The sequence below is a fragment of the Cyanobium sp. NIES-981 genome, assembly GCF_900088535.1.
Classification (GTDB): Bacteria; Cyanobacteriota; Cyanobacteriia; order PCC-6307; family Cyanobiaceae; genus NIES-981.
The window spans coordinates 2,800,300-2,824,295 of the sequence record NZ_LT578417.1 but is presented as its reverse complement, the minus strand read 5'-3'; the positions used below and the strand labels follow the sequence as shown (position 1 = coordinate 2,824,295).

The following is a 23,996-nucleotide window of genomic DNA, read 5'->3' as shown; positions in this document are numbered from 1 at the left end:
GACTGCGCCCCAGGAGCGAGAGCTGCGGGGTTAGCGGGCTTACGGAGGGGAAGCGAGGGCCGCAAGGCAGGAGCCCCCCGGTGATGTAAGTTTTCTGAGTTGCCGGAGCGGGGAACCGCGAGGCAGCGTCCACCGAGAGCACCGGGGTGACTGGTGTGGAGGTGGAGGAACCTGGACAACCGAAACGTTTAGGAACTGACGCTTCCACTGCGTCATGGTCCTGGAGTGAGCTGCTGGCTGAAGAGCCTGGACCTTGAGGGTCTGGGTGCAACGGGTGGGAGTGAGCTGCGGGAGGGTGACGAACGAGCAGTGGGGGTGTGAGGTCCCGTCAAAAGAACACAGCGACCGGCGAGAGCGGGCGAGTGCTGCCGAGCTTGATCACGAAGCGAGGGAGCATGCAAAGCGTCTGCTGAAGCTGGAAGCGAACCGGATCTGAGATCTGGGAAAGCCACGGGAAGCCTGAGATGACGGAGGAGCCATGGGAATGGGAATTCTTGTGGTGAGGCCTGAGTTGAGGGACGAGCGTGCACTCTTTGAAACCATTGTGAAGACAATGGGGCGACGACTGAGTTTGGTACGCCAGTGCCGAGCTTGGGAGTGAGCAAGCCGAGTTGAGGGCCAGGGCTTGACTGGGTGCCGCGAGGCATCTGGTGAGGTGACTGGTTCAAGAGGACCGGACTACAACGGAGAGTTTGATCCTGGCTCAGGATGAACGCTGGCGGCGTGCTTAACACATGCAAGTCGAACGCACCTTCGGGTGAGTGGCGGACGGGTGAGTAACGCGTGAGAATCTGCCCTCAGGAGGGGGATAACGGCTGGAAACGGCCGCTAATACCCCATATGCCGCGAGGTGAAATGAGTTTTCGCCTGAGGATGAGCTCGCGTCTGATTAGCTAGTTGGTGGGGTAAGAGCCTACCAAGGCATCGATCAGTAGCTGGTCTGAGAGGATGATCAGCCACACTGGGACTGAGACACGGCCCAGACTCCTACGGGAGGCAGCAGTGGGGAATTTTCCGCAATGGGCGAAAGCCTGACGGAGCAACGCCGCGTGAGGGATGAAGGCCTCTGGGCTGTAAACCTCTTTTCTCAAGGAAGAAGATCTGACGGTACTTGAGGAATAAGCCACGGCTAATTCCGTGCCAGCAGCCGCGGTAATACGGGAGTGGCAAGCGTTATCCGGAATTATTGGGCGTAAAGCGTCCGCAGGCGGTCTTGAAAGTCTGTTGTTAAAGCGTGGAGCTCAACTCCATTTAAGCAATGGAAACTACAAGACTAGAGTGTGGTAGGGGCAGAGGGAATTCCCGGTGTAGCGGTGAAATGCGTAGATATCGGGAAGAACACCAGTGGCGAAGGCGCTCTGCTGGGCCATAACTGACGCTCATGGACGAAAGCCAGGGGAGCGAAAGGGATTAGATACCCCTGTAGTCCTGGCCGTAAACGATGAACACTAGGTGTCGGGGGAATCGACCCCCTCGGTGTCGTAGCCAACGCGTTAAGTGTTCCGCCTGGGGAGTACGCACGCAAGTGTGAAACTCAAAGGAATTGACGGGGGCCCGCACAAGCGGTGGAGTATGTGGTTTAATTCGATGCAACGCGAAGAACCTTACCAGGGTTTGACATCCTGCGAATCCCTGAGAAATCGGGGAGTGCCTTCGGGAGCGCAGAGACAGGTGGTGCATGGCTGTCGTCAGCTCGTGTCGTGAGATGTTGGGTTAAGTCCCGCAACGAGCGCAACCCACGTCTTTAGTTGCCAGCATTAAGTTGGGCACTCTAGAGAGACCGCCGGTGATAAACCGGAGGAAGGTGTGGATGACGTCAAGTCATCATGCCCCTTACATCCTGGGCTACACACGTACTACAATGCTACGGACAAAGGGCAGCAAACTCGCGAGAGCTAGCAAATCCCATAAACCGTGGCTCAGTTCAGATCGTAGGCTGCAACTCGCCTACGTGAAGGAGGAATCGCTAGTAATCGCAGGTCAGCATACTGCGGTGAATACGTTCCCGGGCCTTGTACACACCGCCCGTCACACCATGGAAGTTGGCCACGCCCGAAGTCGTTACTCCAACCCTTGTGGAGGAGGACGCCGAAGGTGGGGCTGATGACTGGGGTGAAGTCGTAACAAGGTAGCCGTACCGGAAGGTGCGGCTGGATCACCTCCTAACAGGGAGACACAACTGATTGTGATGTCTGAGCGCCACGAGGACGAAAGTCTGAAGGGCCCAATTGTCTCAGGCCACGGTCCTGTCATCTCGAAGGTCGATCGGTACCTCAAGGAGAGAGTCAGCGAACTGAAGCAAGGCTGAAGCAGGGAGATCCGCGAGGGTCAAGCTGTGACGGTGCTGGATTTGGTGAGGCTGTGCGATCTTTTTCAGTTCCTAAACGTTGTCTAGGTCACCCCACGAGCTCCCAGACCGTGGCTTGCGAGAGGAGAGGGTCCGAGAGGACAATCTCTTGGAGGAAGACGTGTTGCGGGAGATTCCTTCCTGGGCCATTAGCTCAGGTGGTTAGAGCGCACCCCTGATAAGGGTGAGGTCCCTGGTTCAAGTCCAGGATGGCCCATTCGCCGCCTGCCCAGCAGGCAGGACTTGCCGGCTGGGGGTTTAGCTCAGTTGGTAGAGCGCCTGCTTTGCAAGCAGGATGTCAGCGGTTCGAGTCCGCTAACCTCCACTGACGCAGCGCGGGAAGGCAAGGGAGCACGATGATGTTGCTGCCGAGCCGGAATGCAGGCGGGACACCCCGAAAGCCAGAAACCCGATCGCCAGGAAGCAAGGCGTGAGGAGGTGACCAGACAGACGGTAGGTTTCAGCAGCATCAAGAGAGATTTTGATGGCTGCGGATGATAGCTGCGGAGTTCAGCCTCTGCTCATTCCTGATCATCAACGGTGATCAACGATTGAGCCGATGCTGGATTCACTCTGTGAGCGTGAGTTGACAGAGAGAAGACAGCAGAACCTTGACAACTGCATAGGTGAGTCTGGAAAGAAAGCATCTCATGGAGGCTTGATTTCCTGCGCTGGAGGGATTGGCGATGAGCCAGTACCAAGAGCGTGCGGGAATCGGCAATTCTATGGAGACAAGAGCCGAGAGCTTTCAGTGTTCTTTTGCCTTCCGCCGAGGAGGGGAGAGTCTGATCCAGCATTCCAGCGAACGCGTGAGGGCAGTGGCAACGATCATCCGATGAGGGTGATGGAAGCTGTTGCCTGAGCGTGTGAATGGAATGGTGAGAGAATAGGTGTCAACAACCTGAAGCACTGGGAGTTTAAATGGTCAAGCTACAAAGGGCTCACGGTGGATACCTTGGCACACAGAGGCGATGAAGGACGTGGTTACCTGCGATAAGTCTCGGGGAGCTGGAAACACGCTTTGATCCGGGAATTTCCGAATGGGGCAACCCCTAGAACGGCCGCCTGAATCCATAGGGCGGTGCGAGCCAACCCAGCGAACTGAAACATCTTAGTAGCTGGAGGAAAGGAAAGTAAAAACGACTCCCTCAGTAGCGGCGAGCGAACGGGGACAAGCCTAAACCGATGCTTTCGAGCATCGGGGTTGTGGGACAGCAACGTGTATCAGGGAGATTAGGAGAAGCGTTTGAATGGCGCGCCACAGAGGGTGAAAGCCCCGTAACCGAAAATCGAACTGAGCTAGCTGTATCCCGAGTAGCACGGAGCACGTGAAATTCCGTGTGAATCCGCGAGGACCACCTCGTAAGGCTAAGTACTCCTGTGTGACCGATAGCGCAACAGTACCGCGAGGGAAAGGTGAAAAGAACCCCGGGAGGGGAGTGAAATAGAACATGAAACCGTGAGCTTACAAGCAATGGGAGCCCGACTGATCGGGTGACCGTGTGCCTGTTGAAGAATGAGCCGGCGACTTATAGGCACTGGCAGGTTAAACCGGGAATGGTGGAGCCATAGCGAAAGCGAGTCTGAATAGGGCGATCGTCAGTGTTTATAGACCCGAACCCGGGTGATCTAACCATGGCCAGGATGAAGCTTGGGTGATACCAAGTGGAGGTCCGAACCGACTGATGTTGAAAAATCAGCGGATGAGCTGTGGTTAGGGGTGAAATGCCAATCGAACCCGGAGCTAGCTGGTTCTCCCCGAAATACGTTGAGGCGTAGCGTCTCGTGCTCCAGCAGGGGGGTAAAGCCACCGTTTCGGTGCGGGCTGCGAGAGCGGTACCAAATCGAGACGAACTCTGAATACCCTGTGTGAAGCGAGGCAGTCAGACTGTGGGGGATAAGCTCCATGGTCGAAAGGGAAACAGCCCAGACCGCCAGCTAAGGTCCCCAAATCAATGCTGAGTGATAAAGGAGGTGGGATTGCCCAGACAACCAGGAGGTTTGCCTAGAAGCAGCCATCCTCAAAGGAGTGCGTAATAGCTCACTGGTCGAGCGATCCTGCGCCGAAAATGAACGGGGCTAAGCATTGTACCGAAGCTGCGGATTTAAATGTTCTTAGGAACATGTGAATGGTAGGGGAGCGTTCCATGTGGGGTGAAGCGTTAGCGTAAGCGGGCGTGGACTGCATGGAAGTGAGAATGTCGGCTTGAGTAGCGAAAACATGGGTGAGAATCCCATGCCCCGAAACCCTAAGGGTTCCTCCGGCAGGCTCGTCCGCGGAGGGTTAGTCAGGACCTAAGGCGAGGCCGAAAGGCGTAGTCGATGGACAACAGGTCAACATTCCTGTACCTGTCATGTTTTGGGAAGGGGGACGGAGAAGGCTAGTCCAGCCAGACGTTGGTTACTGGTTCAAGCGTTCGAGGTGTTGAGGGACGGCGAAAACGTCCTGAGCTGAGGCGTGAGTACGAGCGGCTACGGCCGCGAAGTGGATGATGTCAAGCTTCCAAGAAAAGCCCTATACCCGTTAAGGCATGATGGCCTGTACCCGAAACCGACACAGGTGGGGTGGTAGAGAATACCGAGGGGCGCGAGGTAACTCTCTCTAAGGAACTCGGCAAAATGGCCCCGTAACTTCGGGAGAAGGGGTGCCACCGCGAGGTGGTCGCAGTGAAGAGGCCCAGGCGACTGTTTACCAAAAACACAGGTCTCCGCTAAGTCGCAAGACGATGTATGGGGGCTGACGCCTGCCCAGTGCCGGAAGGTTAAGGAAGCCGGTCAGCGAAAGCGAAGCTGGCGACTGAAGCCCCGGTGAACGGCGGCCGTAACTATAACGGTCCTAAGGTAGCGAAATTCCTTGTCGGGTAAGTTCCGACCCGCACGAAAGGCGTAACGATCTGGGCGCTGTCTCGGAGAGAGGCTCGGCGAAATAGAATTGTCTGTGAAGATGCGGACTACGTGCACCCGGACAGAAAGACCCTATGAAGCTTTACTGTAGCTTGGTATTGTGCTCGGGCTCGGAATGCGCAGGATAGGTGGGAGGCTATGAACCATTGCTTGCGGGTGATGGTGAGCCACTGGTGAGATACCACTCTTTCCGAGCTAGAGTTCTAACAGCAACCCGTTATCCGGGTGCTGGACAGTATCAGGTGGGCAGTTTGACTGGGGCGGTCGCCTCCTAAAAGGTAACGGAGGCGCGCAAAGGTCTGCTCAGGCTGGTTGGAAATCAGCCGACGAGTGTAAAAGCAGAAGCAGGCTTGACTGTGAGACCTACAAGTCGAACAGGGAGGAAACTCGGCTTTAGTGATCCGACGGTTCTGAGTGGAAGGGCCGTCGCTCAACGGATAAAAGTTACTCTAGGGATAACAGGCTGATCTCCCCCAAGAGTTCACATCGACGGGGAGGTTTGGCACCTCGATGTCGGCTCATCGCAACCTGGGGCTGAAGTCGGTCCCAAGGGTTGGGCTGTTCGCCCATTAAAGCGGTACGCGAGCTGGGTTCAGAACGTCGTGAGACAGTTCGGTCCATATCCGGTGCACGCGCAGGAATATTGAGAGGATTTCTCCCTAGTACGAGAGGACCGGGAGGAACGCACCTCTGGTGTGCCAGTTATCGTGCCAACGGTAAACGCTGGGTAGCCATGTGCGGAGAGGATAACCGCTGAAAGCATCTAAGTGGGAAGCCCACCTCAAGATGAGTATTCCCATGGCATAAGCCAGTAAGGTCACGGGAAGAACACCCGTTGATAGGCTCTACGTGGAAGCGCAGTAATGTGTGAAGCGGAGGAGTACTAATAGACCGAGGGCTTGACCATCAACTCGAGCTCTTGTGCTTGATTCCAGAGGATGTTGATCACAGCCAGGCCTGGTGCCCCTGCAGAGGGGAGTCAGGTGGGGCAGGTGATCAGGATCTAACCTATGCAGTTCTCAGGGTTCACCTGGGAGCGCGACGACTATCCTGGTGTCCATGGCGCAGTGGAACCACACCGATCCATCTCGAACTCGGTTGTGAAACGCTGCAGCGCCGACGATATTTGGGGGGTAGCCCCCTGAGAAAATAGGTCGATGCCAGGTAAAACTATTGCTGCTCCAAAGAAGAAGGTCCTGCGTGAGGCAGGCCGGAAGCCACCTGCGGGTGGCTTTTTTTGTGGCTTGGTTTGTGGCCCGGACCCCGGAGGCGGGGCGGGTCTGGAGTACTGAACTGCTGGAGTGGTGGAGTGGGCGAAGCTGATCTGCGGCAGAACCGATCGCACCGGCTGCTGCGCCCGTGGCAGGTGTTCCTCCAGGCCTCGAAACTCTGGTTTCGGCATGACTGTGTGGATCTCAGCGCCGCTTTCGCTTACCACGCGATGCAGTCGCTGTTCCCGATTGTGCTGATCGCCCTCTCCCTGGCCGCCAGGGTCCTGGGCCAGGATGAAGGATTGGTGGAGCGGGTGCTGAGCGGAGCTCGGCAGGTGCTGCCCGGTTCCGCCATGCCTGCGGTCACAGCCGGTCTGAATGCTTTCCTGCGCCAGGGTGTGGGCGCTGGGCTGCTCGGCGTGCTCGTGCTGGTGCTCACCGCCAGCAATGCCTACCTGACGCTGCAACGCGGGGCGGATCGCCTGTGGTGGGACAGGCCGTTCGGACTTGAAGGGCTTCCCTGGCTGCAGCTGGTGCTGCGCTACTGCCGCTTGCGGCTCAAAGCCCTGGGCCTGATGGCTCTGATGGCCCTCGTGATTGTGCTGGACCGTGTGGCCACCAGCTGGCGGTTGCCGGGCTCTCCGGCGCTGGTGGAGCTGTTCCCCAGGATTTTCCCGCGGGTCCTCGACCTCCAGCGTCCTTTCAGTTCGGGTTTGGACCTGCTCTCCACCCTGGGGTTCAGCCTGCTGGCTGCCCTGTTGCTGCTCTGGATGCTGCCCTCGCGGCGGGTCTCCTGGCGCAATCTGCTTCCTGGAGCGGCCTTCCTCGCTTCGGCTTTCACCCTCCTGAACCTGCTGCTGGGCCGTGTGCTGGTGGTGCTGGGGGTGCGTTTCCAGGCCTACGGGCTGGTGGGGGGGGTGTTGGTCTTCGGCCTGTGGGTCTGGATGATCGGCGTGCTGATCTACTACTCCCAGTGCCTCAGCGTGGTGTTGAGCCGACCCGGCAGGGCGCCGGTGGATCCTCGATCCTGAGCGGGCCACCCGGAGGGGACGCCAGCGGACTGGCCCGGGAGAGGCAGCGGCGGGCCAGGATGGAGGCGGTGGGACGTCCGCTCCCCCCCCCCCTCCAACCACCTCACCGACGTACCCGCATCGTTATGCAGAGGCAGATCCCATGGGTGTGGCTTGCACTGCTGGGGTTGCTGCTGCTGGCCCCCTCTCCCGCCGGACGGGTGTTGCTGGATGTGGTGGGCGGCATCACCCTCACCCTGTTGCTTCTGCCGCTGCTGCTGGGGGGCCTCGGCCTGATCGCCTGGCAGGTTCTGCGGCGTCGGCTCACCGTCTGCCCGGCTTGCGGTTTCATGAGCGTGGGCGCCGAGGTGTGTCCGGCCTGTGGCACTGCCCTCGGCCAGGACTCTGCCTCGCCGGGAGACGAAACCCAGGTCTTCGGTGGTCGTGAGGTGGATCAGGAAGCCCGCAACGTCAAGGCGTCGTCAGCCACCATTGACGTGGAAGTGGTGTCGTCCCAGGCCATCGACGACGAGAACTGACGACACCGAGAACTGGCGACCCAGGGAACTGACGACGGCAGCATCGGATCGGGAGTGGCTCACGAGCGCGCCAGCTCAGCGAGCCGCCGCTCGCGCAGATACAGGAACAGCGGCGCGCCACAGGCGAACGCCACCGTGACACAGGTGAGCAACACGATGGCAAGCCCGCGAACCTGCAGCCGGCGGGCCTCGTGCACCATCCAGATCACCACTGCTGTGGATCCAATGGCCAGATCGCGGGACAGGGATGCCGCCGCCGGATTGACGTTGGCCAGCTGGATGAACTGGACGAGATCGAAACTGCCGCCGTACTCCTTGATGTAGGCCAGGTTGGCAAGCCAGGGCAGCACGGCTCCGGCGATGGCCAGCACCAGGTAGACCCAGCGCAGCCAGGGCGTGGGAGGCGGAACGCTGGCGGCGGGGGGCTCGGGGGGGGTCATGGGGTGTACGGAACGGGATCGGTTTCGGTGCTGGGGTCCCAGATCAGAATCTCCTGCTCCACCTCCCCCAGGATCTGCTCGCAGCGTTCGGCATAGGCCTGGGCTCGGCGGTGCAGGGCAGCCATCTCCTCCACCTGCAGCGTGCTGCTCTGGAGTTCGGCAAGGATCAGATCCAGCGCGCTGCGTGCTTCGTTGTAGCTCAGCCCTGCCGCCGTGCGCCTGGCCTGGGCACTGTCCTTGTGCACCGCCGGAGTGCTGGGCTCCGCCGCGGCGCCGGGCTCACCTGCCGCCCTGCCGGAGGTCCTGCGTGCCTTGGACCGTGCGCGATCACCGTCGCCGCTGCTACTGCCGGGCATGGTCAGCTCTCTGCCGAGGGTCGGGTTGGTCCCGGCTGAATCTCGCGCACCCGGGCTTCGGCCTGGCCGTCGGCCAGCACGAGGCTCACCAACCCCTCCGGCTGCAGGGCGGCGACGGAGCGCACCACCTGGCCATCGGGGGAGCGGATCAGGGCGAAGCCGCGCTGCAGCACCTGCTCCGGGGAGAGCGCACGCAGCAGGGCTCGGGCCTGCTCCAGGCTCTGGCGCCGCTGCAGCAGCAGATCGTGAGGCTGCAGTTGACGCAGCCGCTCCTGAAACCGGCCGAGCTGCTGCCGTTCGGACTGCAGGCGCAGGGCCACCAGCTGCATGAGGTGGCGCCGGGTCTGCTGCAGACCGTGGCGCACGGCCTCACGCTCGGGCAGGAGGGCCACCAGGGCAGCGGTGGGGGTCGCGGCCCGGTAGTCCGCCACCAGGTCGGCGATGGTGGTGTCGTCTTCGTGGCCGATGCCGCTCACCACAGGCACCGGAGCCTGGGCCAGAACGCGTGCCAGCTCGGCGCCGTCGAACACGGCGAGGTCTTCCCGGCTGCCACCGCCCCGGGCGAGCACCACAGCCTCGATGCCCTCGCTGCGGCAGCGGCTGAACAGCCCTTGCAGGGCCCCACAGATCTGGGCCTCCACGGCACCCTGCACGGGGATGGGCACCACCAGCACGCGGGTGGCGGGCCAGCGCTCTGCCGCGGTGCGCAGCATGTCCGCCAGGGCCGAACTCGGTGCGCTGGTGAGCAGGGCGATCCGGCCTGGCGCCTGTGGCAGGGCCCGCTTGCGGCTTGCCTCGAACAGCCCCTCCGCCACCAGCTCGCCATACACCCGCTCGAATCGGCGCATCACGCTGCTGAGGCTGGGCCTCAGATCGAGCACCTGCACGCACAGCGAGGCCCTGGCGGCCCAGAAATTCAGCTTGCCCACCACCACCACGCCATCGCCTTCGGCGGGTTCGACGGTGAGTTTCTGGCGCTGGGAGGCCCAGACCACGGCTGAGATGGAGGCCTGCTCATCCACCAGCGTCATCCAGAGGTGGCCTTTCTTGAGCTGGGGACGGCTCACGGTGGCTTCCAGGAGAAAGCGCGGCGCGAAGCCCCGTTCGATCAGTCCGCCCAGCGCCGCATTCAGGTCGCTGACGCTGTAGCGGGGCAGGCCATTGGTGCCGGGTGGGGCAGTGAGGGTTCGATCACCGGTGGCTCGGAGTGCAGGCATCGGCTCAGGCCTGCAGCCGCCGGTGGAGATGCCCCCGGCTCTGCCGCGCCGGGTCGCAGGCCATGGCGTTCATCCCTGCATCCGAACGGACCGCAGTCTGGCGGACCGTTGGCCCTGCCGGGCGTGGGTCAGGGCGGTGGGGCTGGCGTTGGCGGCGTCTTCCGGCCAGGGATGCTTGGGGTAGCGGCCCCGCAGTTCCCGGCGCACCTCCCGGTAGCTGCCCGCCCAGAAGCCCGCCAGGTCCTGGGTGATCGCCGCCGGGCGCCCGGCCGGCGTCAGCAGATGCAGCGTCACCGGCAGGCGCCCGTTCAGCACCGCCGGCCCCTGTGCCGCGCCGAACAGCTCCTGCAGCTTCACGGCCAGCACCGGCTCGCCCGTGCTGTAGTCGATCCGCACCAGGCGGCCGGTGGGCACGGGCAGCCGTTCGGGCAGCAGCCGCTCCAGCTCCAGGCGCAGCGTCCAGTCGAGGCCCTGCCACAGGGCTTCGCTCAGGTTGAGCTTGCCCACGTCCTCCAGGCTGCGGCATCCCTCCAGGTGCGGACCCAGCCAAGCGTCCAGCTCCGAGGCGAGGTGGCTGTCGCTGCGGTCGGGCCAGGGAGGTCCGAGATGACGATGGGCGAGCTGGAGACGGTGCTGCAGCTGGCGGACCGGCGGCGTCCACGGCAGGGCCCCGATCCCCTTCTGCCGCAGGCCCTCCAGCAGCGCCGCGATCACAGCAGCGCCTCCGGCATCGGGCCAGGGGCGCGTCTCCAGCACCAGGGCATCGAGCTGGAGACGCTGTTCGCAGCGCACCCGAGCGGCATCGGCATCCCAGCGGGCCTCGGCACGGCGGCATCCATGCTCCTCGGCCAGGCGGCGCAGCTGTTCCCGCTCCATGGCCACCGCCAGCTGGATGCGGGCGTTCTGATCGCCCCCGTCGGCGCTGGCGATGGCCAGGGCTTCGGCCCCCAGCAACGGGTCATCCGGATGCAGCACAGCGCCACGACCATTGCGCATCAGATACCGCCCCCGCCCCTCCCGGCGGGCCAGCGCCACCCGCTCCGGGTAGGCAGAAGCCACCAGTCGGGCGGCCCAGTCGCTGTCGGAGCCAGGTCCTGTCACCGCACGGGCCGGGCCCCGCTCCCGCTCTCCGCTGCGCTGCAGCCACTGGGCCTGCAGCCGGCGCAGGGGGTGTCCCGCGGGCTGCCGCCGCAGCCAGTCGAGCCGGGCCAGAAGATCGCCGCCGGCTTCGCTGCGCTCCAGCGGGTCCCGCTCACTCAGCAGCACAGCGAGTTCACTGGCCAGGTCCTCCGCACCCCAGCGTTTCGCCACCAGCAGCATGTGGCCCAGCCTTGGCGGCAGGCCCAGCTCCGCCAGACGGCGGCCGTGGGCGGTCAGCGTCCCCGTGGCATCGAGGGCTTCCAGTTGCGCCAGCAGCTGCCGTGCCTCGGCCAGGGCCGCAGGGCGTGGGGGGTCCAGCCAGGCGAGCTGCTCACCGAGGGGATCGCCCCACCAGGCCAGCTGGAGGGCCAGCGGCAGCGGATCGGCTTCCTGCAGGGCCGGGGTGTCGTGGGCAGGGCGTCGCCGCTGGTCCGCCGGTGACCAGAGCCGCACGCAGGTGCCCGGTCCCAGCCGGCCTGCGCGACCGGCCCGTTGGTCGGCGCTGGCCAGGCTCGCCGGCACGGTCACCAGGCCGTCCATGCCGCTGGCGGGGTCAAAGCGGTTGCGCCGGCTGAGCCCCGCATCAATCACCAGGCGCACGCCTGCGATCGTGAGGGAGCTTTCGGCGATGGAGGTGGCCAGCACCACCTTGCCCCGGCCAGGGCGGGCGGGGGCGATCGCCTGGCTCTGCTGGGCCAGCGGCAGGTTGCCATGCAGCCCCACCCAGTCGACCGAGCCGGCCCAGGACGTGGCGCCGATCGCCCGCGCGCAGCCCTGGATCTCCCGCTGGCCCGGCAGAAACACCAGGGTGGTGTCCTGCGGCTCACCGTCCCCGAGCCAGTGGGTCTCCAGGGCCCGCACCACCTGCTGCTCCAGGCGTTCGGCGGGCCGGGGCGGCTGGTGCTCCACGGCCACCGGATGGCTGCGCCCCTCGCTGCGCAGCACGGTGGCCTCGGGGAGCTGGGCGGCCAGGGCCTCCAGCTCCAGCGTGGCCGACATCACCACCAGCCGCAGCTCCGGCGTCAGCAGGTCGCGGGCCTGGCGCACCAGGGCAAGGGCCAGGTCGGTGTCGGCGTGCCGCTCGTGGAATTCATCCAGAATCAGGCAGCCCACCCCGCTCAGGCCAGGATCGGCCTGGAGCCGCCGCAGGAACAGCCCGCCCGTGAGCACCTCGATCCGGGTGGCGGCGCTGACGCGCCGCTCCAGGCGAACGCTGTAGCCCACCTGCTGCCCCACCGCCTCCCCGCGTTCCTGGGCCAGCCGCTCCGCGGCGGCGCGTGCCGCCAGACGCCTCGGTTCGACCATCCAGACGCCGCCGGCAGTGTCCTGCGCCCTCTGGAGGGCGGCCAGGGCTGCGCCCGGCACCCGCGTGGTCTTGCCTGCCCCGGGCGGAGCCTGCAGGAGCAGCGTGGCGCCGGGGACCTGCAGCACCCTTTGGATCCGCTCCAGCAGGCTGTCGATCGGCAGCCGCTGCATCTCAGTGCAACCGGCTGCTGGGCGCCATGGCGAGGAGGGTGAGGGGGATGGTCCGGTGTTCAGCGCACATGCCGGGCGCCGTCCACGGGGTGGTAGGCCTCACCCGTGAGTTCCTCGTAGACGATGGCCGGCAGGCCGGTTTCGAACATCGTCTGCAGGGCCTCCTTCAGGTAGGGGTTCCAGCCGCCGGTGCTCACCTTGCCGTGGCGCACGGTCCAGTCCCACGTGCCCTGCAGGTCGCGCGGGATGCGCCCCTCGCGATCCCGGCGTGCCACCAGATCCTGCGACTCCACCAGTCCCACGAGCACCGGATCCTTGCCGTAGGCCGGGGTCAGACTGAGCTCCAGCCGGATCGGGTCCTCCTTCACCAGCTTGAGACGGAAGCGGGGCGGCAGCTTGAGGTTGCGCAGTAATGCGGCCACGATGCGCGTGCGTTGATCCAATGCTCGCCCTCCCTGAAGTCACGTGCTCAACGGTGAGCCTATTCAGCAGGGGGGACCCCTCAGCCGGCCTCCCCGGGGAAGCTGGGTCGCTCGTTGTCGCCGCTGAAGCGCACCGTGAGCAGATCTTCCCGGGTGAGCTGGCCTTCCGCGTCGAGCAGCTCGGGGTGGATGGTGAGGCGGCCGGTGCGGTCCTGGGCTTCGGCCTGGGCCGGCCCGCTCGGACGGCTGGAGCTGCCGGGTGCAACGCCGTCACCGGGCCGGGGCACGGCCTTGAAACCCTGCCCCATCACCCGGAAGGCCTGCCAGAGCAGCACCAGGAAGCAGGCGCCGTAAAGGATCGGGAAAAGCTGGGAAAGAAGGGCGTTCATGCCTGGGCTCCTGCCGCAGAAGGACTGGGCCGTACCACAACGCCCATCATCGCCCGGACCGGCTCGAACTGCCGCCGGCGTTGGCCAGCATCCAGGCCCACAGGGTGGTGCAGGCGGCACCAAAGGCCAGGAAGGCCAGAAGTAGGCGGCTTGTGTCCATGACTCGATACAATTCTTTGCCTACCCTAGGGACGAATGTGGCGCTGTGCAGGCTGGTGCGCCTGCCCGGCTCCCTCCGAAGCGTTCTGCCTACGGTGAACCGATGTCATGGCTGTCCAGCGCATGAGGTCCGTACGTGCCCTGTCCCTGACGGTTGTCTCCCTGCTGGCTCCGGCCCAGCTGGCCCCCGCCGCCTGGCTGCCGCTCCCGGCCGCGGCCCAGCCCAGAGGCGCGCTGACAGGGGCCCTCAGCCGGGAGTCGTTCGTGGCCGCGGCGGTGCGCCGGGCCGGCCCCGCGGTCGTCACCATCGACACGGAGCGCACCGTGCTGGTGCCGGGATCCCGGGGCCGGTCCTCCGCCAGTCCCCTGCTCAACGATCCGATCTTCCGGCAGTTCTTCGGCCTGCCCCAGCAGCGCGCCGTGCCTCCCTCCCAGCGCACCGAACGGGGCCAGGGCAGTGGCGTGATCTTCCATCCCGATGGGCTGATTCTCACCAATGCCCACGTGGTGGAGAAGACCGACAAAGTGACCGTGGGACTGCAGGACGGCCGCCGGCTCGAGGGCACCGTGGTGGGGCTGGACCGGCTCACCGACATGGCGGTGGTGCGGCTGGCCGGAGCTGGCCCCTGGCCGGTGGCCCCCCTCGGAGACTCGGACTCCCTGGAGGTGGGGGAATGGGCCATCGCCGTCGGCAATCCCTATGGACTCGACAACACCGTGACCATGGGGATCATCAGCAACCTCAACCGGAACGCCGCCAAGCTGGGCATCACCGACAAGCGGTTGGATCTCATCCAGACCGATGCGGCCATCAATCCGGGCAATTCCGGAGGGCCCCTGCTCAATGCCGACGGCGAGGTGATCGGCATCAACACCCTCGTTCGTCAGGGTCCCGGCGCGGGACTGGGCTTTGCGATCCCGATCAACCGGGCCCGGGAGATCGCCCGTCAGCTGCTGATCACGGGCAAGGTGAGCCATCCGATGATCGGAATCGGGCTGGATCTGGTGCGGCCTGGCGACGGTTCCGGCTTGAGCCGGGGGGTGCGGGTGGCTTCCGTGATGGCCAATGGACCCGCGGAACGTGCTGGCCTGCGTCAGGGGGATGTGGTGATCGCCGCACAGGGGAGGGACATCTCCCAGCCCTCCGAGGTGGTGGCCGCGGTGGAGCGGGCGGGGGTGGGGGGCAACCTCACCCTCAGCATCAACCGCCAGGGTCAGCTGCTGAAGGTGACCCTGGTGCCTGTGCAGATGGGCGGAGCCTGACGCAACCGCCCTTGCCCAGGGCCGCTCATGCGTCCTGACCCCAGGGCTGCGGCAGGCCTGCGGCGAACTGGGAGGGAGCACCGAGCTGCTGCCGCATCACCCACTGGGTGGCGGCTTTCTGGCTGTGCCAGGCCTGCAGCAGTTGCTTGGCGATCCCCTGCAGGGCCTGAAGATCTGCCGTGTCGTCGATGGCACGGCTCATCCGCTCGATCTCGAATTGCTGACCGAGGGAGAGGGCGAGTGGTTCAGACATGGCGGGCGTCGCAATGGGGCGATGGACCACCGCAAAGCTACAAACTGTTTCAGTTCCGCTCGTAGCCGTTGCGACAGGGGCGCCTTGTTGTGCGGATTTGCTGTTCCGCGGGACACAGCCCTCAGGCCGCCTTCGCCTTGCGGGCCGCGTCGCGGGCACGCTGTTTCTCGCGGTTGGCGGCGGTCTTCGCGGCCCGGGCCTCCGCCTCCGCCTCCTGCCTGGCCAGCTCGGCCTCCTCCTCCTTCTTCTCGAGGTAGTAGGCGTAGTCACCGCGGTAGAGCACCAGTTCGCCGTCCCGCAGCTCCACGATGCGGTTCGCCACCCGGGAGATGAAGTAGCGGTCGTGGCTCACCAGCAGCGCGGCCCCTTCGTAGGCGATCAGGGCGTCTTCGAGCATCTGCTTGGCCGGGATGTCGAGGTGGTTGGTGGGCTCATCCAGCACCAGCAGGTTGCAGGGCTTCAGCAGCATCAGGGCCAGGGCCAGCCGGGCCTTCTCCCCGCCCGAGAGCTTGCCGGCCTCCTTGAACACGCTCTCGTTGGAGAAGCAGAAGCTGCCCAGCAGCGAGCGCACCTGGGTCTGGGTCCAGTCCGGCACCACCTCGAAGATCGTGTCGATCACTGTCTTGGAGAGGTCGAGGGCCTCGGCCTGGTTCTGCTCGAAGTAGCCGGCGATCACGTTGTGCTCCCCCAGGCCGGCCCGGCCCTCCAGGGGCTGCTCCATGCCCATCACCAGGCGCAGCAGAGTGGATTTGCCGGCGCCGTTGGGGCCCACGAAGGCGATGCGGTCGCCCCGCTCCACCTCCAGGTGGGCCCCCAGGAACAGGATCTGCTCGCCGTAGCTGTGGCTGAGGTCGGCGATCTCGGCCACCAGCCGGCCCGAGCGCGGCGCCGCGGGGAAGTGGAACCGGGGGCCGCCGACGCCCTCGATCGGCGCCTCCACCCGCTCCACCTTCTCCAGCAGCTTCTCGCGGCTCTTGGCCTGGGTCGAGCGGGTGGCGCTGGCCCGGAAGCGGTCGATGTAGGCCTGCTGGGCGGAGAGCTCCTTCTGCTGGCGCTCGAAGGCGGCCTGGGTGGCCTCCCGCTCCAGCGCCTTCTGCTCCAGGTGCTGGCTGTAGTTACCCAGGTAGGTGCGCGACACTCCCCGTTCGGTTTCCACGATCTGGGTGCAGACCCGGTCCAGGAAGGTGCGGTCGTGGCTGATCACCACCTGGGCGGCGCTCTGCTCGATCAGGTAGCCCTCGAGCCACTGGATCGTCTCCACATCCAGGTGGTTGGTGGGTTCGTCCAGCAGCAGCAGATCGGGTTGCTGCAGCAGGATCTTGCCCAGGGCGATGCGCATCTGCCAGCCACCGGAGTAGTCGCCCACCGGCTGCTCGGCGCCCTCCGGCGAGAAGCCGATCGTGGGCAGCAGCTTGTCGATGCGGGCATCGAGCTCGTAGCCGTGCAGGGCCTCGAAGCGGCTGTGCAGGCGGCCCAGTTCGTGGATCAGCTCGTCGAGGTGGTCGGGGTCGGTGGCGGCCCGCTCGCCGGCCATGGCCTGCTCCACCTGGTGCTGGCGCTCCAGCACCTCGGCCGCCTCTCCGAAGGCCTGGAACAGCTCCTCGCGCACCGTGCGGCGCGGGTCCACATCGAATTCCTGCTGGAGGTAGGCGATGCGCGGCTCGCCCTGCCTCACCACCTGGCCGCTGCTGGGCTCCTCCAGGCCGGCGATGATCTTCAGCTGGGTCGACTTGCCGGCCCCGTTCACCCCCACCAGGCCGATGCGGTCGCCCGGCTTCACCTCCCAGGTGACATCGCGCAGCACCTCCCCGGTGGGATAGATCTTGCCGATGCGTTCGAGGCGGAGCACAGGGGGGAGCGGGATGAGGGGCGGTGGAGCTGGCTCAGGCGGCAGTTCCGCAAGAGGCAGTTCCATCCTCATCATTTCGCATCCTTGCCAGGGGTGCCGCCAGGGGACTGTGCCGGCAGGCAGGCAGGGATTGCCCCGCCGCTGCCTGCCACCCCTGCAGGACAGCGTCCCGGGCAGACTTCGGGGAGCCGCACGGGGCCGGGATGATCAAGCGTCTGGAACAGGTCGCCGCACTGATCGTGGCAGCGGGCCTGGCCATCGTGAGCTACTGGCTCTTCTTCAGCTGGGCCCAGGGAGGCGGCATCCGCAAGCCTGCCGGCACGCCGCGGTCCGCCCGACCCATGCCGGAGTGGGCGTCGGCCGGCCGGCCGGCCGGCCCTGGCTCAGAGTCCACCCCGGGCCTTGAGCAGCCATTGCTTGCTGGCGCCGTCATCGAGCGAGGCAATGTGGGTCTTCACGGCCTGCCGGCTCACCGGCAGGCCGAACTCATCACCCAGACCCACGATGCGGTCGAGGGCGCCATGGGGGTCCTGTAGGGCCTGGCGGAACAGGTCCTGGGTGAGGGCGCTGTCGGCGCTGATGCGCGCGTAGAGAGCTTCGGCGCGGGCCTCTTCCGTGTCAGGAAGGGCACCGTCCGGAGTGGGCGTGGGAGAGGGGGTGCTGCTGACCATGGCGCTGGCCTGATTGCTCAAACCCTATGGAGGCCGGCGCCCGCTGGCATCCACCCGTAGCTGTCTGTTGCTGGAGCGCCGGCTGCGGAACTCAGGCCGCCTTGGGGTTGTCGCTCACGGGGGTGCCGCTGGCGGATGCGTCCTCCATGCTGCGGGCATCGAGACAGAGCACCTTGCGCAGTTCCGCGTAGTTGGCGGCCAGGGCTGTGTGGCCCTCCTTCTGGGCGCCGAATTCGGCGCGTTGCAGCACGTGATGCAGGTGGGTCAGCAGGTAGGTGCTGATCACCGCCGACACCAGCACGTCGCTGCGTTCGGCGGTGCGGCGCTTACGGCTCTGGGGCATGGGGCCACCTCCGGGGGATCGGGTGCGGATGGGCTGCGTCCAGCATAGGCATGGATACTATCCATGCGCATCTGAGTACACTCCTGGGTAACACGGCTGAACCGTGCGCACCGGTTCCTCTTCTTCTGGCGTGGCGACCCGGCAAACCTCTTCCAGCGGGCGTCCGAAATCGCCCAGGATCCAGGTGGTTCTGCCTGAGGAGCTCTGTGCGCGCCTGGCAGAGCTGGCCGCCGCCGATTCCCGAACCGTGAGCAACATGGCCCGGGTGCTGATCCAGCAGGGGATCGAGCGCCTGGAGCAGCTCCGGCAGTCCGGTGCGGCGGCCCAGCCTCCCGCGCTGTCCAGTGCCCCACCGCGGCCGGCCGGGTCCGCCACGCTTCCCGCGCGCTCCTCCGAAGAGCTGCGCCAGCAGCTCGAGCAGCAGCAAGGGCAACGCCCCAGACGATTGCGGGGGGCGCCGAGGCGCCTGCGGCTGCTGAGGCCCCGCTAACAGGAGCCCCGCGCGCCGCGTTTGAGGTGCGGCGGTTCAGGTGCGGCGTGCGCGGGGCTCCGCCCGTCCGGGAGGGTCGGCGCGCATGCCGAGCACCGTGGCGGCCCTGGCCCCGGTCACCGAGGCTGCGTTGCCTGGCTGCCCGCAGTGATGCCACCAGGCCAGCAGGGCGAAGCCCAGCGCCTCACGGTCACTGTCGGCGATGCCGAGATCGGCGAGGGGGCGCACCACCATGCCCCGGCAGCGGTGACGCAGCTGATCGAGCAGGAACCGGTTGCGGGCGCCGCCCCCCGCCACAAGCAGCTCCACAGGTCTTGGGCACCTCTGGAGATCGTGGGCCACCACGGCCGCCGTGAAGGCCGTGAGGGTGGCCAGGGCCGTGGCCGGGGCCACCTCGCCGGCCCGGCCCGCTGCGACCTCGGCTGCAGCGAGATCCTGGAGCCGGCGGTCCAGGTCGGCCCGGCCGAACAGCTCCCGACCGGTGGATTTCGGCGGAACCTGCTGAAAGTAGGGCTCCTGCAGCCAGCCCTGGATGGCGGCGTCGTTCACCTGCCCCTGGCGGGCCCAGGCCCCATCGGCGTCATAGGTCAGCTCGCCGCCGCTGAAGCGCTCGACCGCCAGATCCACCAGGGTGTTGGCGGGGCCGCAGTCCCAGCCCTGCAGCAGCTGGTGGCGCTCCGGACCGCAACCGGGGGGAATCAGGGTGAGGTTGGCGATGCCACCCAGGTTGAGCACGGCGCGCCAACCGGCGATGCGCCCCACCAGGGCCTCATCCGCGGGGCACACCAGGGGTGCCCCCTGGCCTCCGAGCACCAGATCGGCCGCGCGGAAATCGTGCACCACCGGCCGCCCCAGAAGCCCCGCCAGCAAGGGGGCCTGCAGCAGCTGCCAGCTGCTGCCCCGGCGCTCGGGGCCTGGGGGGCGGTGCCACACCGTCTGCCCGTGGCAACCGACCAGTTCCGCCTGGCCCCCGGGGTCACAGGCCCGCGCCGCCGCCGCCTGCACCTCGGTGACGGCCTCCGCCAGCTCCAGGATGTCCGCAGCGCAGCAGGTGGCTCCCTGGCCGAAGGCGATCAGGCTGTGGCGGAGCTCCGGGGGGTAGGCCAGGGTCGCCCGGCTCAGCAACCGCCACCGTGGCCGATGGACCGGGGCCCGGAAATCCACGAGAACGGCATCCACGCCATCGGCGCTGGTGCCGCTCATCAGCCCCAGAACGCGCATGCCGCCGGCCAGGTTCTCCAGGGTTATAGGCCGGGGGCGGTGCCCCCGGCCCGGACGCTCACTTGTTGGGCTGGGGCGTCATGCGCAGGTAGGGCTTCACTTCGGTCACGCCCTTGGGGAATTTGGTGCGGGCTTCCTCGGTGGGGATGGAGGGCACCACGACACAGTCGTCGCCATCCTTCCAGTTCACCGGGGTGGCCACCTGGTGGTAGTCGGTGAGCTGCAGGGAGTCGATCACCCGCAGGATCTCATCGAAGTTGCGGCCCGTGCTGGCGGGATAGGTGATCTGCAGGCGCAGCTTTTTGTTCGGGTCGATGATGAACACCGAGCGCACCGTGAGGTTGTTGAGCGCGTTGGGGTGGATCATCCCGTAGAGGTCGCTCACCTTCTTGTCCTCATCGGCGAGGATCGGGTAATCAACAGCGGTGTTCTGGGTCTCGTTGATGTCGCAGATCCAGCCCTTGTGGCTCTCGGCGGAGTCCACGCTCAGGGCGATGGTCTTGACGTTGCGCTTCTCCCATTCGGGGCGCAGCCGGGACACCTCGCCCAGCTCGGTGGTGCACACCGGCGTGTAGTCGGCGGGATGGGAGAACAGCACCACCCAGCTGTCGCCGGCGTAGTCGTAGAAGTGAATCGGACCCAGCTGGGAGTCCTGGGTGAAGTCGGGGACGGTGTCGCCGAGTTGAAGAGCCATGGGTGTGGGGGTGGCAGGGATCGAAGGGGCGCCAGGGCCCGTGACCGCCGATGCTGCCACAACAGGCTCGTCGATCGGCGGCGGCCAGTCCAGCAGGGCCTCCCGCAGGTGTTGCAGCCCCAGGGCGCTGGTGGCGGAGACGAACAGGGCGTCGGGATCGAGGGCCCGGGCCCTGGCGATTTCCCCTGCCGGGCAGCGGTCGATCTGGTTGGCCACCAGCCGCCGGGGCATGGTGGCCCCCAGGGCATCGAGGATGGTGTGCACGGTCTGCCGTTGTTCTGGCCAGGCCGGGTCGCTGAGGTCCACCACGAGCAGCAGCCCATCGGCGTCCAGGGTTTCCTCCAGGGTGGAGCGGAACGCCTCCACCAGGGGTGGCGGCAGGTCGCGGATGAAGCCCACCGTGTCGGTGAGGAGCAGCGGCACGGGCCTGCCGCCGCCGTCCGGGGAGCGCAGCTGCAGGCGGCGGGTGGTGGGATCCAGGGTGGCGAAGAGCTTGTTCTCGGCCAGGGCTGCCGCCGGGCCCTGGGCGCCGGTGAGGGCGTTGAGCAGGGAACTCTTGCCCGCATTGGTGTAGCCCACCAGGGCCAGCCGGCGCTGCCCCTGGCGGCCCTGGCGCAGCCGCGCCCGGTGGGCTTCCAGCTGGCGCACGTCCCGTTGCAGGCGTTCGATCCGGCGGGCGATGGCGCGGCGGTCCTTCTCCAGCTGGGTTTCCCCGGGGCCACGCGTGCCGATGCCGCCGCCCTGGCGGGAGAGGCTCCGTCCGCGCCCGCTCAGGCGCGGCAGGCGGTAGCGCAGCTGGGCCAGCTCCACCTGCAGCCGCCCGGCGGCGCTGGAAGCCCGTTGGGCGAAGATGTCGAGGATCAGCTCGCTGCGGTCGCTGATCGGCAGATCCAGCAGCCGTTCCAGGTTGCGGGCCTGCACCGGCGTCAGTTCCCGGTCGGTCACCACCAGGCTGGCGTCCAGCCGCCGCGCCTCCAGGGCTGCTTCGGCCAGCTTGCCCTCCCCCCACACCGTCTGAGGGGCGAGCTGGCTGCGCCGCTGTTCCACCACCCCCACGGGCACGCCGCCGGCGCTGCGCACCAGGCCCTCCAGTTCGGCGATCAGCCGTTGGGCGGCCGACCGATCCCCAGGGGTGAGCGCCAGCAGCAGCACCCGTTCCCCCTGGCGCCGGTTCGCCTGGCCCAGGCTCGTCTCCGCCCCCGGCGCGGCTCCGGTGCCGCCGCCCTGGGCGGGATCCACGGCACAGAGGCTGGCCAGATCGCCCTCCAGAGCGCTGACCCAGGGCGTGGCGGCGGTGGCCCCCGGCGTGTACACGGAGGCGGCCCAGTGCCCTCCCGGTTCCGGTTGGGCGCCATACCGCAGCCAGAGGGTCGGTTGCAGGTCGAGTCCCACCACGCCTTCCTGGGAGGAGGGGGCCAGCTGCCTGGTGCGGCCGCAGCAGGTGAGCAGGCGCAGGCCGCGGCCCTGGCGGCGCGGGGAGCCGGGCAGCTTCTCCAGCAGGCGCCCCGACTGTTCGAGGGGGCCGACCCAGAGCAGACGGCAGAGTCCGCGGCCATCCACCACCAGGGTGATCGGCAGGCCCAGCTCGCGGCTCTCGGCGGCGAGGCGTTGCAGGCCCAGGGGTTCGGCGATGCCATCCTCCGGATGGCGCCTGTGACAGAGCCGCTCCAGACGGCGCCGCTGGGCCGGCCGCAGCCCCGTGGTGCGTCCCGCGACGGTGCCCTGTCTCAAGGCCGCCTGATCAGCACACAGGGAATCCCTGCTGCCGCGGCGCCCGCTTCGTCCTCGGGGCTGTCGCCCACGTGCCACACCGCCGCGGCGTCCAGGCCGAGCTGCTGCAGGGCCTGCCGGAAGGGCGCCGGATCGGGTTTCGCGGCTCCGGCGCTGCTCGACACCACCACGGCATCCAGCCAGGGCGCCAGCTCCAGCTCTTCCAGCAGGGAGTGCAGGCGGCTGTCGAAGTTGCTCACCACGGCCAGCCGCAGGCCCCGCCGATGCCAGCGCTCCAGCAGCCCCGGCACCTCGGGGTACACCCTCCAGGGGGCCGCCGTGGCGAAGTGGTCGAACAGCGCATGGCACAACCCCGGCGGCACCTCGGTGGCCCCCGCCGATTCCAGGCTCGAGCAAACCACGGCGGACCACCAGGCCAGCTCCGCTGCTGCCAGGTCAGCCCCCGAGAGGGTCGGAAACGCCAGCGGCGGCGCCGAACGGTAGGCCCGGCGAAAGCCCTCATCCAGGGCCGCCGGATCGAGGTGGATCCCATGCTGGCTGGCCTGGGCCGCATAGGTGGTGCCCACCGACTGCCTCAGGCCGACCAAGGTGCCCATCGCATCGAGCAGCAGCCCCTGCGGGCGCCGTCCGGGGGGCGGGGCGGTCATGGCTGCCAGTCCGCCAGCCAGCCGGCTGCCACCCGCAGTTGATGGGTTCGCCCCGGCAGCCGGGTCAGGTAGGCCAGCCGCCGCAGCTGGTAGGCGGCCGCACCGGCCAGGGTGAGGCCGCTCCCCACCAGGCTGGCCTCACCCACCCCGAGGCTCACCATTTCACCCAGATCCCTGTAGCGAAAAGGCTCGAGCGGTTCACCGGCGCCGGCCCGCAGCAGATTCGCCGCCAGGCAGCTGGCCTGTTGAAACGCCACCTGGGCGGTGGCGGGCAGGGGACCCTCCTCGCCATCGAGGGCGGCGATGTCGCCGGCGGCGAACAGGTGCTGGAAGCCGCGCAGTCGCAGGCTGGGCTCGCAGCACAGTCGCCCGCGCCCTTCGCCCACGGCCGCGGGCGTGATGGTGGGGGGCTGGAAGGCGAGCCCGGCGGTCCACACCACGGCCCTCACCGGCAGACTCTCGCTGCCAGCCGGCCCGTGCAGGTCAAGCTGCGAGGCGCCCACCGCCTGGACCCGGGTGCCGGTGCGCAGGCGCACATCCCTGCTCTGCAGCGCGCGCAGGGCCTGCTCCCGGTTGAAGGCCCGGCACTGGGGCAGGGCTTCGCCCCCCTGCTCGATCAGTTCGATCAGGGCGGCCCCCTCGAGCAGGTCGGCCAGCTTGCAGGCGAGTTCAACCCCGCTCGGACCGGCTCCCACGATGGCCAGCCGCTGCAGGGGTAACTGCTGGCTGCGCAGTTCGGCGATCAGCTGCTGCAGGCGTTCCACATCCGCCAGGGTCCGGAATCCCAGGGCGTGCTCCCGTACTCCGGCAATCCCGAAACTGCTGGTGGTGCCTCCGGTGCCCAGCACCAGTTGCCTGAATCCCAGCCGGCGGCCCCCCTCCGTGCTCACCGTCTGGGCAGTGGCGTCGATGTGGGTGACGCGATCCCGCAACCAGGCAATCCCCTTGCCCGCCAGCAGGGCGTCGTAACGGGGGGCGATCTCCCAGCGCCGCAGCTCGCCGCTGAGCAGTTCGTAGAGCAGGGGCAGGAAGAGGAAGCGGTCGTGGGGTTCGATCAGCAGCACCGGAGGGGGCTGGCGCTGCTCGGCGAGGGCCAGGGCGGTGTACAGGCCGGCGAAGCCGCCGCCCACGATCACGATCGGACCGTGGGACGGCGCTGGGGTTCCCTGCGCTGGATCTGTCATGGCCGACATGGCTCTGTAGGGGGCCGCCCACACGCAGAAA

Annotated in this window: 18 protein-coding genes, 2 tRNA genes, 3 rRNA genes and 1 pseudogene; 9 read left to right on the top strand and 15 right to left on the bottom strand. The window is 66.8% G+C overall.

All coding sequences use genetic code 11. The features are described 5' to 3' along the window. The first annotated feature begins 680 nt into the window (after positions 1–680). From CBM981_RS14120 to CBM981_RS14090, 7 genes are all read left to right on the top strand, one after another. A 16S ribosomal RNA gene (locus tag CBM981_RS14120) occupies positions 681–2,166 on the top strand. A 324-nt stretch (positions 2,167–2,490) separates the two neighbouring features. Then, a tRNA-Ile gene (locus tag CBM981_RS14115) sits at positions 2,491–2,564 on the top strand. Between the two features lie 35 nt (positions 2,565–2,599). Next, positions 2,600–2,672, top strand: a tRNA-Ala gene (locus CBM981_RS14110). A 598-nt stretch (positions 2,673–3,270) separates the two neighbouring features. Beyond that, positions 3,271–6,158, top strand: a 23S ribosomal RNA gene (locus tag CBM981_RS14105). Positions 6,159–6,300: 142 nt separating this feature from the next. After that, positions 6,301–6,417 (top strand): 5S ribosomal RNA (gene rrf, locus CBM981_RS14100). The 16S, 23S and 5S rRNA genes sit together here with 2 tRNA genes alongside, the layout of an rRNA operon. Before the next feature lie 143 nt (positions 6,418–6,560). Then, positions 6,561–7,493, top strand: coding sequence for a YihY/virulence factor BrkB family protein (locus CBM981_RS14095; protein ID WP_225867417.1), 933 nt, complete (start codon positions 6,561–6,563; stop codon positions 7,491–7,493). Positions 7,494–7,639: 146 nt separating this feature from the next. Beyond that, a complete protein-coding gene (locus tag CBM981_RS14090; protein WP_087069461.1) occupies positions 7,640–8,011 on the top strand; it encodes a hypothetical protein in 372 nt (123 codons plus the stop codon). A 59-nt stretch (positions 8,012–8,070) separates the two neighbouring features. Here CBM981_RS14090 and CBM981_RS14085 read toward each other — a convergent pair whose 3' ends face one another. The 6 genes from CBM981_RS14085 to CBM981_RS14060 form a co-directional block, all read right to left on the bottom strand. Next, positions 8,071–8,451 carry a DUF2834 domain-containing protein gene (locus CBM981_RS14085; RefSeq protein ID WP_087068911.1) on the bottom strand — a complete coding sequence of 127 codons (381 nt, stop codon included), beginning with the start codon at positions 8,449–8,451 and terminating at the stop codon, positions 8,071–8,073. Continuing rightward, entirely contained in the window at positions 8,448–8,807 is a 360-nt protein-coding gene (gene xseB / locus CBM981_RS14080; RefSeq protein ID WP_087068910.1) for an exodeoxyribonuclease VII small subunit, read from the bottom strand. Before xseB ends, CBM981_RS14085 begins: the two co-directional genes overlap by 4 nt. A gap of 2 nt (positions 8,808–8,809) precedes the next feature. Continuing rightward, a complete protein-coding gene (gene xseA / locus CBM981_RS14075) occupies positions 8,810–10,024 on the bottom strand; it encodes an exodeoxyribonuclease VII large subunit (RefSeq protein ID WP_087068909.1) in 1,215 nt (404 codons plus the stop codon). Positions 10,025–10,093: 69 nt separating this feature from the next. Then, a complete protein-coding gene (gene hrpB / locus CBM981_RS14070) occupies positions 10,094–12,640 on the bottom strand; it encodes an ATP-dependent helicase HrpB (RefSeq protein ID WP_087068908.1) in 2,547 nt (848 codons plus the stop codon). A gap of 59 nt (positions 12,641–12,699) precedes the next feature. Then, positions 12,700–13,083 (bottom strand): hypothetical protein, encoded by a 384-nt coding sequence (locus CBM981_RS14065; RefSeq protein WP_087068907.1) that lies wholly within the window; start codon positions 13,081–13,083, stop codon positions 12,700–12,702. 59 nt (positions 13,084–13,142) lie between these two features. Then, a complete protein-coding gene (locus tag CBM981_RS14060; RefSeq protein ID WP_087068906.1) occupies positions 13,143–13,451 on the bottom strand; it encodes a DUF2973 domain-containing protein in 309 nt (102 codons plus the stop codon). 282 nt (positions 13,452–13,733) lie between these two features. Here CBM981_RS14060 and CBM981_RS14055 point away from each other — a divergent pair, with 282 nt between their 5' ends. Next, a complete protein-coding gene (locus tag CBM981_RS14055) occupies positions 13,734–14,873 on the top strand; it encodes a trypsin-like peptidase domain-containing protein (protein WP_225867416.1) in 1,140 nt (379 codons plus the stop codon). 25 nt (positions 14,874–14,898) lie between these two features. On the opposite strand, the gene CBM981_RS14050 is transcribed toward CBM981_RS14055, so the two are convergent. The 4 genes from CBM981_RS14050 to CBM981_RS14035 form a co-directional block, all read right to left on the bottom strand. Further along, the gene (locus CBM981_RS14050; protein WP_087068904.1) at positions 14,899–15,126 is read right to left on the bottom strand and encodes a hypothetical protein; all 228 of its coding nucleotides are present in this window, start codon (positions 15,124–15,126) and stop codon (positions 14,899–14,901) included. Positions 15,127–15,247: 121 nt separating this feature from the next. Beyond that, complete coding sequence (locus CBM981_RS14045; RefSeq protein WP_087068903.1) at positions 15,248–16,975, bottom strand: ABC-F family ATP-binding cassette domain-containing protein; 1,728 nt, start codon at positions 16,973–16,975, stop codon at positions 15,248–15,250. A 383-nt stretch (positions 16,976–17,358) separates the two neighbouring features. Then, the gene (locus CBM981_RS14040) at positions 17,359–17,556 is read right to left on the bottom strand and encodes a hypothetical protein (protein WP_087069460.1); all 198 of its coding nucleotides are present in this window, start codon (positions 17,554–17,556) and stop codon (positions 17,359–17,361) included. A gap of 181 nt (positions 17,557–17,737) precedes the next feature. Then, positions 17,738–17,989: a hypothetical protein gene (locus CBM981_RS14035; protein WP_087068902.1), complete on the bottom strand. Its 252-nt coding sequence runs from the start codon at positions 17,987–17,989 to the stop codon at positions 17,738–17,740. A gap of 130 nt (positions 17,990–18,119) precedes the next feature. Between CBM981_RS14035 and CBM981_RS14030 the strand changes: the two genes are divergently transcribed. After that, the gene (locus CBM981_RS14030; RefSeq protein WP_087068901.1) at positions 18,120–18,479 is read left to right on the top strand and encodes a hypothetical protein; all 360 of its coding nucleotides are present in this window, start codon (positions 18,120–18,122) and stop codon (positions 18,477–18,479) included. A gap of 36 nt (positions 18,480–18,515) precedes the next feature. Here the strand turns inward: CBM981_RS14030 and CBM981_RS14025 are convergent, their stop codons facing one another. From CBM981_RS14025 to CBM981_RS14010, 5 genes and pseudogenes are all read right to left on the bottom strand, one after another. After that, positions 18,516–19,700 (bottom strand): anhydro-N-acetylmuramic acid kinase, encoded by a 1,185-nt coding sequence (locus tag CBM981_RS14025; protein WP_087068900.1) that lies wholly within the window; start codon positions 19,698–19,700, stop codon positions 18,516–18,518. A 58-nt stretch (positions 19,701–19,758) separates the two neighbouring features. After that, positions 19,759–20,394, bottom strand: a complete 636-nt coding sequence (locus CBM981_RS15985) for a peroxiredoxin (protein ID WP_225867670.1) — start codon at positions 20,392–20,394, stop codon at positions 19,759–19,761. A 105-nt stretch (positions 20,395–20,499) separates the two neighbouring features. Next, positions 20,500–21,546, bottom strand: a pseudogene (gene hflX, locus CBM981_RS16275) (GTPase HflX); the annotation flags it as partial. A 575-nt stretch (positions 21,547–22,121) separates the two neighbouring features. After that, a complete protein-coding gene (locus CBM981_RS14015) occupies positions 22,122–22,772 on the bottom strand; it encodes an HAD-IA family hydrolase (RefSeq protein ID WP_087068898.1) in 651 nt (216 codons plus the stop codon). Then, positions 22,769–23,956: an NAD(P)/FAD-dependent oxidoreductase gene (locus CBM981_RS14010; protein WP_369801636.1), complete on the bottom strand. Its 1,188-nt coding sequence runs from the start codon at positions 23,954–23,956 to the stop codon at positions 22,769–22,771. The genes CBM981_RS14015 and CBM981_RS14010 overlap by 4 nt, the downstream gene beginning before the upstream one ends. Positions 23,957–23,996 lie beyond the last annotated feature (40 nt).

Bases quoted from the DNA above. Each gene is read 5' to 3' on its own strand.
- CBM981_RS14010 (WP_369801636.1), bottom strand. From the start codon at position 23,956: ATGACAGATCCAGCGCAGGGAACCCCAGCGCCGTCCCACGGTCCGATC.
- CBM981_RS14035 (WP_087068902.1), bottom strand. From the start codon at position 17,989: ATGCCCCAGAGCCGTAAGCGCCGCACCGCCGAACGCAGCGACGTGCTG.
- CBM981_RS14060 (WP_087068906.1), bottom strand. From the start codon at position 13,451: ATGAACGCCCTTCTTTCCCAGCTTTTCCCGATCCTTTACGGCGCCTGC.
- CBM981_RS14025 (WP_087068900.1), bottom strand. From the start codon at position 19,700: ATGCGCGTTCTGGGGCTGATGAGCGGCACCAGCGCCGATGGCGTGGAT.
- xseA (WP_087068909.1), bottom strand. From the start codon at position 10,024: ATGCCTGCACTCCGAGCCACCGGTGATCGAACCCTCACTGCCCCACCC.
- CBM981_RS15985 (WP_225867670.1), bottom strand. From the start codon at position 20,394: ATGGCTCTTCAACTCGGCGACACCGTCCCCGACTTCACCCAGGACTCC.
- hrpB (WP_087068908.1), bottom strand. From the start codon at position 12,640: ATGCAGCGGCTGCCGATCGACAGCCTGCTGGAGCGGATCCAAAGGGTG.
- CBM981_RS14085 (WP_087068911.1), bottom strand. From the start codon at position 8,451: ATGACCCCCCCCGAGCCCCCCGCCGCCAGCGTTCCGCCTCCCACGCCC.
- xseB (WP_087068910.1), bottom strand. From the start codon at position 8,807: ATGCCCGGCAGTAGCAGCGGCGACGGTGATCGCGCACGGTCCAAGGCA.
- CBM981_RS14055 (WP_225867416.1), top strand. From the start codon at position 13,734: ATGAGGTCCGTACGTGCCCTGTCCCTGACGGTTGTCTCCCTGCTGGCT.
- CBM981_RS14015 (WP_087068898.1), bottom strand. From the start codon at position 22,772: ATGACCGCCCCGCCCCCCGGACGGCGCCCGCAGGGGCTGCTGCTCGAT.
- CBM981_RS14050 (WP_087068904.1), bottom strand. From the start codon at position 15,126: ATGTCTGAACCACTCGCCCTCTCCCTCGGTCAGCAATTCGAGATCGAG.